We start from the raw sequence: 12895 nt of genomic DNA, 5'->3' as shown, positions 1-12895 counted from the left end.
TAGGGCTTGCTGAAAAAGTTTTTCGGTGGTGGCAGGGTGTGGGGTGTGGGGTGTGGGGTGTGGGGTGTGGGGTTTTATCGATTTTCAGGTGGTCAACTACCTAATTTTCAGGGAAAAAGTACCTGAATTTTCCCCCTGATCACTCCCAGTCCTGGACTTTTTGATTGACAAAAAGTCTAAAAGTTTTACCCAACAAGGTTTTTAGATTTATTTCAGCAAACCCTAAATAGAAGTTTCCTATTACTGTTGACTGATCACTGAAGAAAGATTACCAGTAACTGCGTTTACCATTGGGCATAACTGTTAACCAATTGGTTTTTGCCAGGGCGATTTGTTCTTGAGTTACTTGGGCATCAGAGAGATTAGCCCCGCAAAGATTAGCATCTTTGAGATTAGCGTAGCGAAGATGGGCGCCGGTGAGATTAGCCCCGCGTAAATCGGCCTTTTCTAGGTCTGCATAACCGAGATAGGCATTATTTAAATTGGTACTTTTGAGAATAGCTTGACTGAGATTAGCCCGGCCCAGATCCGCATTGGACAGATTTGCCCCTTGTAAATTAGCTCCTGTTAATTTGGATTGACAGAAATTGACGCCCAAAAGTTTGGCTTTGGCCAGATTGAGATTTGGTAATTCCTCTTGGGCGAAATTGCGCCGGCCGTTATTGTAAGCATCGAGAATCGCTTTTTCATCTAAGCGGGGTTTTTTCTTCAGTAAGGTTAGCTCTGTGCTGCTGCGGGCTTGACTTTTAGTCAATACATTTGTATTAGACAGTGAAAAAGCCATCTGTCCCCCCAGCATATTATCTGGAGAGGCCTCTGGATTTTTATTTTTGGGACGAAATTTAGACTTGAGAGGGACAGAAACGGAGGAAGTGGCTATCGAACCTGAATCTTGTCGGGGGGGCTGGGAAGTAACCATTGGAGCGGCGATTAAACTTTGGGCTAGACTATCGGCATAAGCCGTCATGTCTAAAGCATCCATTACCTCTTGGGCGGATTTGTAGCGATGACGGACAGAGACTTCCAGCATTTTTTTCAGGACTTTAGCAAACTGGGGACTCACCTTGACTAATTTTTCCCAGAGTAATTCACCTGTATTAATATCAACTTCGATCGCTTTAGGAGATTTGCCCGTGAGTAGATAGAGACAGGTAGCTCCCACCGCGTAGATATCACTAGCGTAAACGGGACGCATGGCCATCTGTTCGGGGGGGGCAAAACCTTGGGTACCCACGGCAAAATTAGTGAAAGCGGTTTGAGAATCGGCATTGGCCATGACGCTATTAACTGGATTTTTGACAGCCCCGAAGTCAATCAGAACCAATTTTCGGTCTGTTTGCCGACGAACTAGGTTAGCGGGTTTGATATCCCGATGAATTACCTTTTGCTCGTGGACATATTTCAAAATCGGCAAGAGTTCACTTAAAAACTGTTTGACTCCCGCTTCGCTAAACGGTCCGCGTTTTTTGACCTCTTGGTGCAGGTTATGACCTTTAACGTATTCTTGAACTAGATAAAACTGTTGATTATCTTCAAAATAGTCCAATAATCGGGGAATCTGCGGATGAACTCCCAGTTTTGCCAAGGTGGCCGCTTCTCGATCAAAAAGTTCCCTCGCCATGCGAAAAACATTAGCATCTTGAGGGGGAGGTTGCAGTTGTTTGACCACACAGAGGGGCTTATCTGGTAGGGACAGATCCGATGAAACAAAAGTTGCCCCAAACCCACCTTTCCCCAAAATGCGTAGGGTTTGATAGCGGTCGTGCAGAAGAAGTTTTGAACCGCAACTCTCGCAGATTAACGCTGTCGGGGCGTTTTTCGGTTGAGTACAGTTGGGATTAAGGCAGTAGGTCATCTAGAATCACCAATTGACCGATACTTTTTTACTAACACACCTTAACAATGCACTTTAAGAGATTCTCCTCAAGGGGGGTATCTCCCAAAGTCTAAAGCCAGAGGCCTCAGACAATCAAAGCGCCTGTAACGCCTTTTTTGTTTGACGCTCCCCGCTCTAAAAAGACGGGGATTCTTCGTTCATTGAGTCTCCGTTAGCAAGCAGGATTTCTCCAACCAACCAAGAGGGAATCTCTCCCGAAGCGTTTAAAGTTTGCGTGCGCCCCACGCTACTTAATCCCTTTTGCAAGATGTTTAAAGCGGCGTTTCTGTCTCGACAATCTGTATATCCACAATGAGGACAAACATGGGTTCGAGTAGATAGCGACTTTTGGACTTTTTGTCCACAATTAGAACAATTTTGAGACGTATTATGAGGTGAGACAGCTATAGTTAACTTGCCGTATTTGTCCCCAAAATACTCTAGCCATTGCCTAAAAACAGACCATCCTGCATCGGTTATCGACTTCGCTAAATGACGATTCTTGACCATGCCTTTGATATTCAAGTTTTCATAGGCGATTAAGTCGTTAGACTTAACTAAACGGAGTGCCACACTCTTGACAAACTCTTCTCGTTGCCTACTTACTCTTAAATGTTTCCGAGCATATCGCTTTCTAGCTTTGTGATAATTACGAGATTGTTTTTTACCCTTACGGTATTTCTTTGACTTTTTTTTATTTAATCGGTTTAGTTGTTTTTCAGCTTTTCGATAGTAGTTCGGACAATCAATTTGATGGCCTTCGCTATCTACTAAGAAAAACTTTAATCCCACATCAATCCCAGTGGCTTTCTGGGAAGGTGTTAAAGGCTTAACCGTGTCTCTGGGGTCTAATTTAATGCAGAACTGCACATAGTAACCATCGGCACGATTAAGGATTCTTACCCGTTTAATCTGGTCTGGTTGATAGTAATTAATATCTCTAGAGCCAATCAGTTTAAGAGTGCCAATACCTTTTTTGTCTGTAAAGGTAATATGGCGTTTATCTTTTGATAGCTTCCATCCAGATACTTTATACTCAACAGAACGGGAATGTTTTTTAAACTTAGGGTAGTTTTTCTTTCCTTTAACTTTATTTTGGCAATTATCGTAAAACCGAGTAATTGCCCGCAAGGTTCTTTCTACGGCAGTCTGGCAAGCATGGGAGTTTAAATCATCAACAAATTTAAACTCTTTCCTTAATGCTGTGTTGTATCGAAATAACTCTGTTTTGCCAACACCCTGATTATCCATCCAATAACGCAGGACTTTATTCCGAACAAATTGGGTTGTCCGTATTGCCTCATTAATGGCTTCTATCTGATTAGGTTTTGGCTTAACCTTGTATTCTAGTACAAACATTTTGACATTGCTCGATCGAGTATCAACATCTTAACACAAAATTCCTTAAGTTGACAATACATATTTAAGCGGAGGGCGGGGCTTGTACCCAAATTTTCGGTCAACTAATGTTAGCTTTTCTTGACAATTAATCATCCCTCATCACTTTTTCACTTTTATCAAAGCGGCCCGGGCCTGTTCGCGGTCATCGAAAGGGATTTTTTCCGTCCCCAAAATTTGATAATCTTCGTGACCTTTACCGGCAATAATTACTCCGTCTCCCGGTTGCGCTGCTTGAATAGCGGTGTCAATGGCCAAAGCGCGATCGCTAATTACCTGCACGGTAATTTCTGGGGGAATGCCAGCGACGATATCCTGAAGGATTCGTTCGGGAGACTCTGTGCGGGGATTATCGGAGGTAACTATGGCTAAATCTGCTAATTCTGCGGCTATTTTACCCATTAACGGTCGTTTTGTCCGATCTCGATCGCCGCCACAACCAAAAACACAAATCATCCGACCAGAAATAAAGGGACGTGTTGCTTTTAAAACATTCTCTAAACTGTCGGGAGTATGGGCATAATCAACAATGACGCTGATATCTTGGTCGTGAGCGGTGCTAACCCGTTCCATCCGCCCCGGTACTCCTGAAAACTGGGGAATTTGAGCGATTACTGTCCCTAAATCTACACCACATTCTAACACTGCCGCCACCGCCGCTAAGAGGTTAGCTAGATTATATTGACCCACCAGAGGAGAAGCAAAGGCTATTTCTCCTTGGGGAGTCACCATCACCCCTTGAACTCCCGTGGGTTGATAGTGTAAATCTTTAGTATAAAAATCGGCACGAGCATCGGACACACTATAGGTTAAAACCTGTTGGGGAGACAGGGAGGCCGCTAAACGTTGACCATATTCATCATCAAGGTTAATAATCGCCTTACCTTGCAGATAATCGGGACTAAATAATTTAGCTTTAGCGGCAAAATAATCCTCCATATCGAGGTGATAATCGAGATGGTCTCTGGTGAGATTGGTAAACACCGTCACGGGAAAAGTACAACCCTGTACCCGTCCCTGGGCCAGTGCATGGGAACTAACTTCCATGACGGCGATTTCATTGCCGGCGCTCACCGCTTTGGCTAAACTGGCTTGTAACTCGTTAGCGAAAGGGGTGGTATGATTAGCGGTTTCTTGGAATCCTTGCCAACGGGTGTAAAGAGTCCCGAATAAAGCGGTGGGAATCTCTGCTTGGCTGAGAAAATATTCAATTAAATGGGTGGTGGTGGTTTTGCCGTTGGTTCCCGTCACACCGATTAATTTTAGGGTAAGGGCCGGATAATGATAGAATTTAGCAGCGATCGCAGCAGCGGCAGTAACTAAATCTGCCACAACCATTACCGAAGCATCCTCCGGGGGGGGAAATTTAGCTGCGGCTGCCGGGGAGATAATCGCCGCTACGGCCCCGGTTTCCAAAGCGGAACGCCAAAATTCGCCCCCATCGACGCGAGTACCGGGTAAACCGATAAATAAATCTCCCGGTTGACAAGCATGGGAATTAGTAGAAATTCCTGTAATCTCGGTAATAGAAGCGATAGGAGAAGAAATCGGGGAAACCAGAGGGATAGTTGTTAAAAGTTCTTGTAGTTTCATAGTCAGGATTGAATCTAAGGATTGCTGCTTTTAGATTAGCCGATCATCGAAGAGGTTCCTAGTCCGAAATGGGAAGTGGGGGTGTGGGGAAGTGGGGTGTGGGGAAGTGGGGTAGTGGGGTAGTGGGGAAGTGGGGAAGTGGGGTAGTGGGGTAGTGGGGTAGTGGGGTAGTGGGGTAGTGGGGAAGCTGTCTCATCACCCTATCACCCTATCACCCTATCTCCTGCCTTTTGCCTTTTGCCGACCGGCTCCTGATATCTGCGATAAGCTAAAAAAAACAAGGCTATAGCTTGTCAACTATTGACGATTTTCTGCTGACTATTTTCGGGATATTTATATGCAATTCGTCGATTTTCTGGCTCTCATTCATCCTGTCCTAGGGATAGTGGTCGTTTTCCCTATTATCGGCCTCGTAGTTAACTTTGCTTGGCAAACCCGTCAACGTCGCTTAGAAACCAATGCGGGAAATAAAAGTAAAATTCCCCCAGTGGTCGGGCCAGAACATCTACGCTTAGGCCGCTGGTTAACGGGTACAGTGGTAGGGGTTAACCTGTTAGCACTAGCTTACTCGGTCGTTTACGGGTTTAATGGTTTTGTCGATCAACAAAAAGAGGGAAAATTAGACTCCTTTCAGGTCTTTTTTGTGATTTTGATGTTTTTTGTCACCATTGCCTCTTTGGTCTGTCTCTACCGCGCTAGACAAGGCCTCTGGCGCGGAATTTTTGCCACCTTGACTGGCATGGGTTTAATTATTATCGGTGCTCAGGATGGGGTCTGGCGACTCTCGGCCCAATGGTACTGGTCCCACTACTATATCGGCATGGCGGCATCATTACTGATGATTTTCTCTCTGGCCATTGTCGAAGATATCTATAAAGACCGTTCCCATCGTTGGCGCATCGCCCATACAATTCTCAATTGTATTGCTCTGGCTCTCTTTCTGGGACAAGCCATGACCGGTTCCAGGGATTTGCTGGAAATTCCCCTCAGTTGGCAAAAACCGGCAATTTATCGCTGTGATTTCGCCAATAAAACCTGTCCTGAACCGAAATCCTCAACCCCCCCCACCAACCCGATAAGTTAAACTTTTTTAGGGACTGGGAGAGGGTGAAGCAGTCGGGAAATAATCACACATAGATTCACCCGGAAGGGTATCGATGGGTTCCTCACACCAATTGGCAATCTGACCAAGTCGGGGAAATTGGGGTTTCAGGTCATAGATTAATTCAGTCCATTCTACCCCTTGGGTAACAGCTACAGCACCGCTACTTGAGAGACAGCCTGAAATTTGGCCCCAATTTTTACCCCAGGCAGCACCGATAAAAGTACCATTATCGGTTTTACCGAGGGAATAGTCAGGAGCAAAGATAAACGCTTGTAGTGTTTGGTTTCCTTTCAGACAAATTTGCGGATTGGCGGAACCTAATCCATTATCGGCATAAATCTGTAGATTGCCCGGTTTACAGCCAGTCACACTACCACAATCGTGTTCGATCGCACCGTTAATGTTACCTTTAACATAGAAAACTACCCGGTCCCCCGCAGTAATGGTAATCTTCTCGCCATCATCCAAGTCGATATCATCAAAGATATACTCGTACACTCCGCTGGGAGATGCTGTGTCTCCCGTTCTGGGAAAAGTTTCAGAACTGGTAAGGTCTCCTAGGCTTGGAATACCGGTGGGAGTCTCCGGTAAATTGGGGAAAAACACACCGACAAATTGTGCCGTGTAGGGGGGATTGAGTGCGGGTGTGGGCTGTTGAATCTTAGTTTGGTTAATATTACATTCTGGGCTTTCCACCTTCTCCACCACATCCCCTTGAAATATAGCATCACCTTCCACCGTTCCCTCACTTATCCATAAAGCTGGGACCGTGGTGCGGTTAAATGCGTGGTGAGGGGCATCAAGAATAGGGATAGTTACCACCACGCGGTTACGGGAGGCGGCATTATCGTCACTATCTCTATCGATAGTAATGTTAGTTATGTCTGTTGCGGCACTTTTGCGGGAAAGTCCTTCGAGGGTGAGAACTCCCATGCCAGTATCAATACGATAATTGTATTCAACCACGCGATAATAACTATTATTACCGAGATCAACCCATTTATCTGCGCTCAAATCTCTTAATTCATTGATTTTTTTCTTCAAGGTAACAGCATCGTTGGGATTACTACAGGAGGGGGCGGCGTCGACTAATTTTTTTAAATGTTTTTGTAAATCGGTGGGATCAGTATCCACATCATATCTGGCGTTCTGCCAACAATCGCCGGAAGTACAATTCCTATCAACCGTCGCCATAACTCGAACACTATTGAGTAGATCCTGCACGCGAGCCAGCCCCACTTCGGAACTTGTTAAACTATCAGCCCGGGCTTTTTGGGCAATTACTTTCGATTGGTCCCCTTGGGCGCGCATGATCATAGTCATTCCTGTCACCATCAGGATAAGTCCAATTAACACGGCAAGAGGCAAGGCAAACCCTTTTTCCTTATTAGCCATCAGGTGAAGACATAAACGATTGTTCATAAGCCAGTTCATCTAAGAATGGTTACTTCTATTATAATAATAAATAGCTGGTTATAATTAAATTGAAGATGGATTTTGGGTTCGATCCCCCCTGCCCCCCTTGATAAGGGGGTGCAGCTCCCCCCTTATTAAGCGGGGTATCTGACAGTTTTTAACACCTAACTACTGATCAAGTTTTGCTCAAGTGACAACTGTGATAATACAGGAATAGCCATGTGAGTAAAATCACAGACAAAAGCCAGTTGATAGGATAATCAGCCAGTAATTTTTCGATAAGTAGGTAGGCGTTAAAAATTATCAGACACCCCCCTTATCAAGGGGGGACTAAGGGGGGATCGGCACCCCCCTTATCAAGCGGGGCAGGGGGGATCGGCACCACCCTTATCAAGGGGGGACTAAGGGGGGATCGAACCTAAAATCCATTTTAAATTTAACTATAACCAGCTACTTAAGTATTTTCGATTTTTGACGTAACTAAAGGGCTGTTTTTCGATGCAAAAATGCCCGACAAATTAAGCCTATACCCCGAAAAAAGCTGATAATTAACAACCAAAGGGATTGTAATTCTCCTGCCGTATTTTTCACTGGCCAGCGCTGGGGACGACAGAATAAAAAAGTAATTAGTTTTCTCTGGTCTGATAGGGTAAGTGGCTGGAATTTAAGGGTTGCTTGCCAGATTTTTCCTCGTTTTTCTAGATTGACTAGATGAGACGATAGGCGCAAATCTTCGCCTAAAATATCTAGGAGTAATTTTTCTGAGTAGATGGGTTCCCTCAGGTGAATTTCTGCTCCTATTTCTGAAAGTTTTTTCAGATTGCCCTGCATAATTATATCCGATTCTGTTATCAAGTTAACAGGATATTCTAGCAATTGGTATTGAGTTTCTAGGGTGAGGGGAGCTTCCAATAAAGCCACTAAAGCAGTCATGATAATAACCACGTTATATATAGCCAAAATCAAGCCAAAATTTAGGGGACTTGCTTGATAATTGTGATGGCGTAAATTAAAGAAAATACTAATTAAGGTAATGGTGAGAAAAAACAGTAATGGGTAGGATAAACGCCAATTATATTGATAATTTTTACGAGCAATTCCCTTCGGTGTCACCTGAAATCCTTTGTCAAAGGGTTTCCAAAGAACATGGAGAACTGTTAGGGATGTAGGTACACAAATAATCATCGATAGTACCTCAGAAAAAATAATGGAGCGCGAGCGAGAATTTAACCAGTGATAAGTGGCTAACTGCAGCATCATGTAGGGTAAAAATATATAGATTGTCTCATGGATGGTAATGTTCAAAGGTACGATATAACCAAAGGTATAAAGGAGAGGAATAAGGAGAGAAAATAAACGAGCTAAGGGAGAAAACCAAGATAATATTCCTTCTAAGTGTGCCAATCTTTGTGGTAGAGTTAGTCCCGCAATTTTTAGGGGATTAGCTTTGATAAAAAAGGCCTGTAAAGTTCCCCTTGCCCAGCGCAATCTTTGCCGTAAATAAGCTGATAAACTTTCGGCAGATAAACCAGCGCTGAGTTTTTCATTTAAGTAAATAACTTCATAACCTTTGGCAGAGATAGCAATCCCAGTGAAATAGTCTTCACTAATAGATTCTATATTAAAGTAGCCCACTTCTTCTAAGGCCTTTCTTCTGACAATAAAAGAAGTACCAGCACAGACAGGACTACCCACCCCATCTTTAGCTGGTTCGATATGACGATAAAATAATTCTTCGTCGGGAGTAACGATATTTTCTAAACCTAAGTTATAGGCGATAGGATCGGCATTATAAAAGCTTTGAGGCGTTTGCACTAAGGCAATTTTTTGGTTTTGAAACCAGCCAACAGTTCTTTCTAGAAAATTCCGACAAGGGATAAAATCTGCGTCAAAAACTACCACTAATTCCCCTTGAGTTTGTCTGAGAGCATGGTTTAAATTGCCTGCTTTAGCATTTTTTTTATCCTCACGAGTCAGATAATTACAATTTAATTTTTCTGCTAATTCATAAATTTCTGACCTCTGGGTATCATCGAGAATATAAATATTTTTATGAGGATAATTAAGGGCTTGACAACCGATAATAGTTCTTTTTAAGATAAAGGCTGGCTCATTATAGGTGGGAATCAGAATATCTACCGTGGGCAAATACTGTTTATTGATCACTGCTTGGCTATAAAAATCAGCTTCTTGGCTTCTATCTTTCGTGGTTAAGACTAAAACTAACTGAATTATGCTACCACTTAAAACTATCATCTCAATGCCTAAAAGCAGTAAACTAAAAAAGCCATTGAGAGGGGTGGAAAGATTTAAGGTTTCCAGAATCCTCCAGAGTAGATAGCGCAGGGTGATAGCGAGAGTGATAGAAATAATGACTAATCTTGACCAAACTTGCGGACGCGGAGACAAGAAAATGATTAACTGCGTAAAAATTAGCAGGATAACCGTGGGTAATAATAATTGATAGCTATGAGCAACCGTGGGAACTTTAATCCAAGCAAATGGATTAAAAAAATCTTCTACTAAGCCAAGTATTAATCGATCAATATTGTGTTCTGGCCAACATAATGATAAACTGACCATCATTAGCCCGCCGATCACTGCTAACATAATTAAAATAACTGATATTATCGCTAAAATCGACTTGAATACGGAGTAATATGCTGGTTTTTGAGGGAACGGAAAAATCGATTCTTGGTTAGACATAAATCCCCTTCTGAGTAAATAAATCTAACTACATTTTACAATTCTTAACAAAAACCTGTGCATTTTTGGCAATGACAGGAGCGCTCTCCACCAAAATGCTACATTTTGTATCAAGCCGAAGATGAAACTGGCAAGAAAAAGTGTAGAAATAGTATACTTCGGTTAACCGTGAGGAAAAATTAATCTATGATAGCCGTCAAAATCGCCGTTGTTAGCGCTCTCGTTTTAGTTGTGGTCAAATTCGTCGCTTCTGCTCTAGGCAAAGGCAATATACCCCTGCTTAATCAGGCTGTCACCGTGATTTTAAGCCTTTTTATCGGTTTTGAGTTGATTCAACTAGGACAAGCGGTGATTGAAAAGATTAATTAAGGGCTAAACGGGCCAGATAGAAGCTAGTAATAGTTTTAGCATCGATCGATTCTCCCCGTGCGATCGCCGATTCCATTTCCTCAAAACTCATCAAAACCACTTCTAGATCTTCATCGACATCTTGAGCGGGGGGCAAGCTTAATTTTTCCAGATCCTGGGCTAGAAAAGCATAGATGTATTCATCGGAATAACCGGGTGCCAGGGCAAATTTACCCAAAGATTGCCAATTGTGCGCCCGATAGCCCGCTTCTTCCTCTAATTCTCGTTTTACCGTCGTAGCAGGGTCTTCTCCTTCATCAATCGTTCCGGCGGGAAATTCCAGAATTCGAGCTTGCAAACTAAATCGATACTGACGTACTAAAACCAATTGACCTTCCTTGGTGATTGGAACTGCTAAAGCACCCCCCGGATGACGGACACATTCCCATTCTCCCTCGACACCGTTAGGTAAACGCAGTTTCGAGACTTCAAATTGAAAGACGCGACCTTGATAAAAAAGACGTTGTTGGAGAAATTGAGGCGGTTCAGACATAGAAAATTTTCAACTAGGACTTTAAGAATTAATATCAAGAAATGTTGCTTTTGTCACCGGTGTTTCAGGTTATAATGGGAAATGCTGTCTTTACAGGTTAAATCTTTTTCGAGAAACCCCATGGCAAAAAAATCGATGGTAGAACGCGAGAAAAAACGCGCTCGTCTCAGACAAAAATACGAAGCTAAAAGAGCGGAACTAAAAGAACAATTCCGCACCGCCGAGGATTTTGAAGAAAAACTGGCAATTCACCAAAAATTACAGGAATTACCCCGCAATAGCGCTCCCAGTCGTCACCGCAACCGTTGTTTAACGACCGGCAGACCGAGAGGATACTATCGCGATTTTGGTTTATCCCGCAACGTTTTACGGGAATGGGCCCACCAAGGTCTTTTACCCGGTGTGGTCAAGTCTAGCTGGTAGTCAGAAACAATATCTAGGGAAAATACCGTGATAGAGGCGTGGTTTTTGCGTCTCTATTGCCGTTTTTAGGCAATTTTAGCGATAAAAAAACCCTCGATCGAGCGATCGAGAGTTAACCATGAACAAAAAATTCACCTAGACTACAGTAGCAGCCTTACGGGCAGCGGCGGCCTCATCGGGATGAATACCGAGACGGGTGAGATTGAGACGACCTTTACTATCGATCTCCCGTACCTTGACTAACACCTCATCCCCCACGGCCACTTCATCCTCGACCTTGCCGACACGTCCCTCGGCCAATTGGGAAATATGGATCATTCCCTCTTTTCCTGGCAAAACTTCCACAAAAGCGCCGATTTGGATAATGCGAGTCACGCGACCGAGATAAACCTCACCCTCATTGAGTTTGCGGGTCATATTGTAGATCAGTCGTTTAGCTTTTTCGGCCTGTTCCCCATCGGTGGAGGAAATGGTGACAGTACCATCGTCATCGATATCGATTTTCGTGCCAGTCTGTTCAGTAATCCCTTTAACCGTCTTACCACCCGGCCCGATTACTAACCCGATCAGATCTGGATCGATCTTGATCGTCAATAACCGGGGTGCGTGGGGAGATAATTCCGTGCGCGGTTTTTCTAGGGTCGCTAACATCTTCTCGAGGATATGTTTGCGGGCCGGTAAAGCTTGTTTGATCGCGTTGGCCACCACTTCCATGCTTAAACCGGGGATTTTCATATCCATCTGGAGAGCGGTGATGCCGGAATCAGTGCCAGCCACCTTAAAGTCCATATCTCCCAGAAAATCCTCGATACCCTGGATATCGGTCAAAATCCGCACTTCTTCCCCTTCTTTAATTAAACCCATGGCCGCACCGCTAACGGGTTTTTTCAGGGGAACACCGGCATCCATCAGCGCCAGGGTGGAACCGCACACGGAACCCATGGAGGTGGAACCATTAGAAGAGAGGACTTCCGACACTACCCGCAGCACATAGGGAAATTCCTCCTGTGGGGGAAGGACAGGTACGATCGCCCTTTCCGCTAAAGCACCGTGACCGATTTCTCGACGGCCGGGAGAACGCATGGGACGGGTTTCACCGACGGAAAAGGGTGGAAAATTGTAGTGATGAAGATAGCGTTTTTCATCTTCGGGATGGAGATCGTCGCCCAAATCCTGAGCATCACCGGGGGTGCCCAGGGTGGCGATCGAAAGCACCTGGGTTAAACCGCGATTAAACAGGCCGCTACCGTGAACCCGGCGGGGTAAAACTCCCACCCGGCAAGAAATCGGGCGTACTTCGTCCAGTTGGCGACCATCAACCCGCACCCCATCCTCAATAATTTGGGCGCGCATCAGTTTTTTGGTCAGATCCTTGAAGAGATTACCGATTAACTTGGGTTCTTCCAGCGTTGGAGCTTTTAAGGGATCTTCATCGGGGAGAGCGGTTATAGTTTCCTTGATCCGATTTTCGATCGCC

General features: G+C 44.2%; 11 protein-coding genes. 3 read left to right on the top strand and 8 right to left on the bottom strand.

Annotated features, from left to right (window positions below; translation table 11 throughout):
* Nucleotides 1-268: 268 nt before the first annotated feature.
* The 4 genes from PX481_RS17615 to PX481_RS17600 all read right to left on the bottom strand — a co-directional run bounded on the left by PX481_RS17615 (nucleotide 269) and on the right by PX481_RS17600 (nucleotide 5063).
* Nucleotides 269-1855, bottom strand: a complete 1587-nt coding sequence (locus PX481_RS17615) for a serine/threonine-protein kinase (protein ID WP_002759608.1) — start codon at nucleotides 1853-1855, stop codon at nucleotides 269-271.
* A gap of 156 nt (nucleotides 1856-2011) precedes the next feature.
* On the bottom strand, nucleotides 2012-3235 hold the full coding sequence (locus PX481_RS17610) for an RNA-guided endonuclease InsQ/TnpB family protein (protein WP_002759610.1): 1224 nt from the start codon (nucleotides 3233-3235) through the stop codon (nucleotides 2012-2014).
* 141 nt (nucleotides 3236-3376) lie between these two features.
* Nucleotides 3377-4867 carry a UDP-N-acetylmuramoyl-L-alanyl-D-glutamate--2,6-diaminopimelate ligase gene (locus tag PX481_RS17605; RefSeq protein ID WP_002759611.1) on the bottom strand — a complete coding sequence of 497 codons (1491 nt, stop codon included), beginning with the start codon at nucleotides 4865-4867 and terminating at the stop codon, nucleotides 3377-3379.
* 58 nt (nucleotides 4868-4925) lie between these two features.
* Nucleotides 4926-5063 carry a hypothetical protein gene (locus tag PX481_RS17600; protein ID WP_196219830.1) on the bottom strand — a complete coding sequence of 46 codons (138 nt, stop codon included), beginning with the start codon at nucleotides 5061-5063 and terminating at the stop codon, nucleotides 4926-4928.
* A 141-nt stretch (nucleotides 5064-5204) separates the two neighbouring features.
* On the opposite strand from PX481_RS17600, the gene PX481_RS17595 reads away from it, so the two are divergent.
* A complete protein-coding gene (locus PX481_RS17595; RefSeq protein WP_002759613.1) occupies nucleotides 5205-5951 on the top strand; it encodes a DUF4079 domain-containing protein in 747 nt (248 codons plus the stop codon).
* Nucleotides 5952-5957: 6 nt separating this feature from the next.
* Here the strand turns inward: PX481_RS17595 and PX481_RS17590 are convergent, their stop codons facing one another.
* Nucleotides 5958-7394 carry a DUF7305 domain-containing protein gene (locus PX481_RS17590; RefSeq protein WP_002759614.1) on the bottom strand — a complete coding sequence of 479 codons (1437 nt, stop codon included), beginning with the start codon at nucleotides 7392-7394 and terminating at the stop codon, nucleotides 5958-5960.
* A gap of 474 nt (nucleotides 7395-7868) precedes the next feature.
* Nucleotides 7869-10094 carry a glycosyltransferase gene (locus PX481_RS17585; RefSeq protein ID WP_002759615.1) on the bottom strand — a complete coding sequence of 742 codons (2226 nt, stop codon included), beginning with the start codon at nucleotides 10092-10094 and terminating at the stop codon, nucleotides 7869-7871.
* Nucleotides 10095-10280: 186 nt separating this feature from the next.
* Here PX481_RS17585 and PX481_RS17580 point away from each other — a divergent pair, with 186 nt between their 5' ends.
* Nucleotides 10281-10463, top strand: coding sequence for a hypothetical protein (locus PX481_RS17580; RefSeq protein WP_002759616.1), 183 nt, complete (start codon nucleotides 10281-10283; stop codon nucleotides 10461-10463).
* Here PX481_RS17580 and PX481_RS17575 read toward each other — a convergent pair.
* Nucleotides 10456-10995, bottom strand: a complete 540-nt coding sequence (locus PX481_RS17575; protein WP_002759617.1) for an NUDIX hydrolase — start codon at nucleotides 10993-10995, stop codon at nucleotides 10456-10458. The genes PX481_RS17580 and PX481_RS17575 overlap by 8 nt on opposite strands.
* A 120-nt stretch (nucleotides 10996-11115) precedes the next feature.
* Between PX481_RS17575 and rpsN the strand changes: the two genes are divergently transcribed.
* On the top strand, nucleotides 11116-11418 hold the full coding sequence (rpsN, locus tag PX481_RS17570) for a 30S ribosomal protein S14 (protein WP_002740009.1): 303 nt from the start codon (nucleotides 11116-11118) through the stop codon (nucleotides 11416-11418).
* 135 nt (nucleotides 11419-11553) lie between these two features.
* Here the strand turns inward: rpsN and PX481_RS17565 are convergent.
* Nucleotides 11554-12895, bottom strand: a 1342-nt coding sequence (locus PX481_RS17565) for a polyribonucleotide nucleotidyltransferase (protein WP_288095231.1), incomplete at its 5' end; no start/stop codon positions are given.

Source organism: Microcystis sp. M53603_WE2 (assembly GCF_030065435.1).
Note: the sequence above shows the minus strand (reverse complement) of the source record. Positions and strands in the feature narration are given on the sequence as shown.

What these genes read in the sequence shown, in the direction of transcription:
- PX481_RS17615 (WP_002759608.1), bottom strand. Translation starts at nt 1,855, where the DNA reads ATGACCTACTGCCTTAATCCCAACTGTACTCAACCGAAAAACGCCCCG.
- PX481_RS17610 (WP_002759610.1), bottom strand. Translation starts at nt 3,235, where the DNA reads ATGTTTGTACTAGAATACAAGGTTAAGCCAAAACCTAATCAGATAGAA.
- PX481_RS17605 (WP_002759611.1), bottom strand. Translation starts at nt 4,867, where the DNA reads ATGAAACTACAAGAACTTTTAACAACTATCCCTCTGGTTTCCCCGATT.
- PX481_RS17600 (WP_196219830.1), bottom strand. Translation starts at nt 5,063, where the DNA reads ATGAGACAGCTTCCCCACTACCCCACTACCCCACTACCCCACTACCCC.
- PX481_RS17595 (WP_002759613.1), top strand. Translation starts at nt 5,205, where the DNA reads ATGCAATTCGTCGATTTTCTGGCTCTCATTCATCCTGTCCTAGGGATA.
- PX481_RS17590 (WP_002759614.1), bottom strand. Translation starts at nt 7,394, where the DNA reads ATGAACAATCGTTTATGTCTTCACCTGATGGCTAATAAGGAAAAAGGG.
- PX481_RS17585 (WP_002759615.1), bottom strand. Translation starts at nt 10,094, where the DNA reads ATGTCTAACCAAGAATCGATTTTTCCGTTCCCTCAAAAACCAGCATAT.
- PX481_RS17580 (WP_002759616.1), top strand. Translation starts at nt 10,281, where the DNA reads ATGATAGCCGTCAAAATCGCCGTTGTTAGCGCTCTCGTTTTAGTTGTG.
- PX481_RS17575 (WP_002759617.1), bottom strand. Translation starts at nt 10,995, where the DNA reads ATGTCTGAACCGCCTCAATTTCTCCAACAACGTCTTTTTTATCAAGGT.
- rpsN (WP_002740009.1), top strand. Translation starts at nt 11,116, where the DNA reads ATGGCAAAAAAATCGATGGTAGAACGCGAGAAAAAACGCGCTCGTCTC.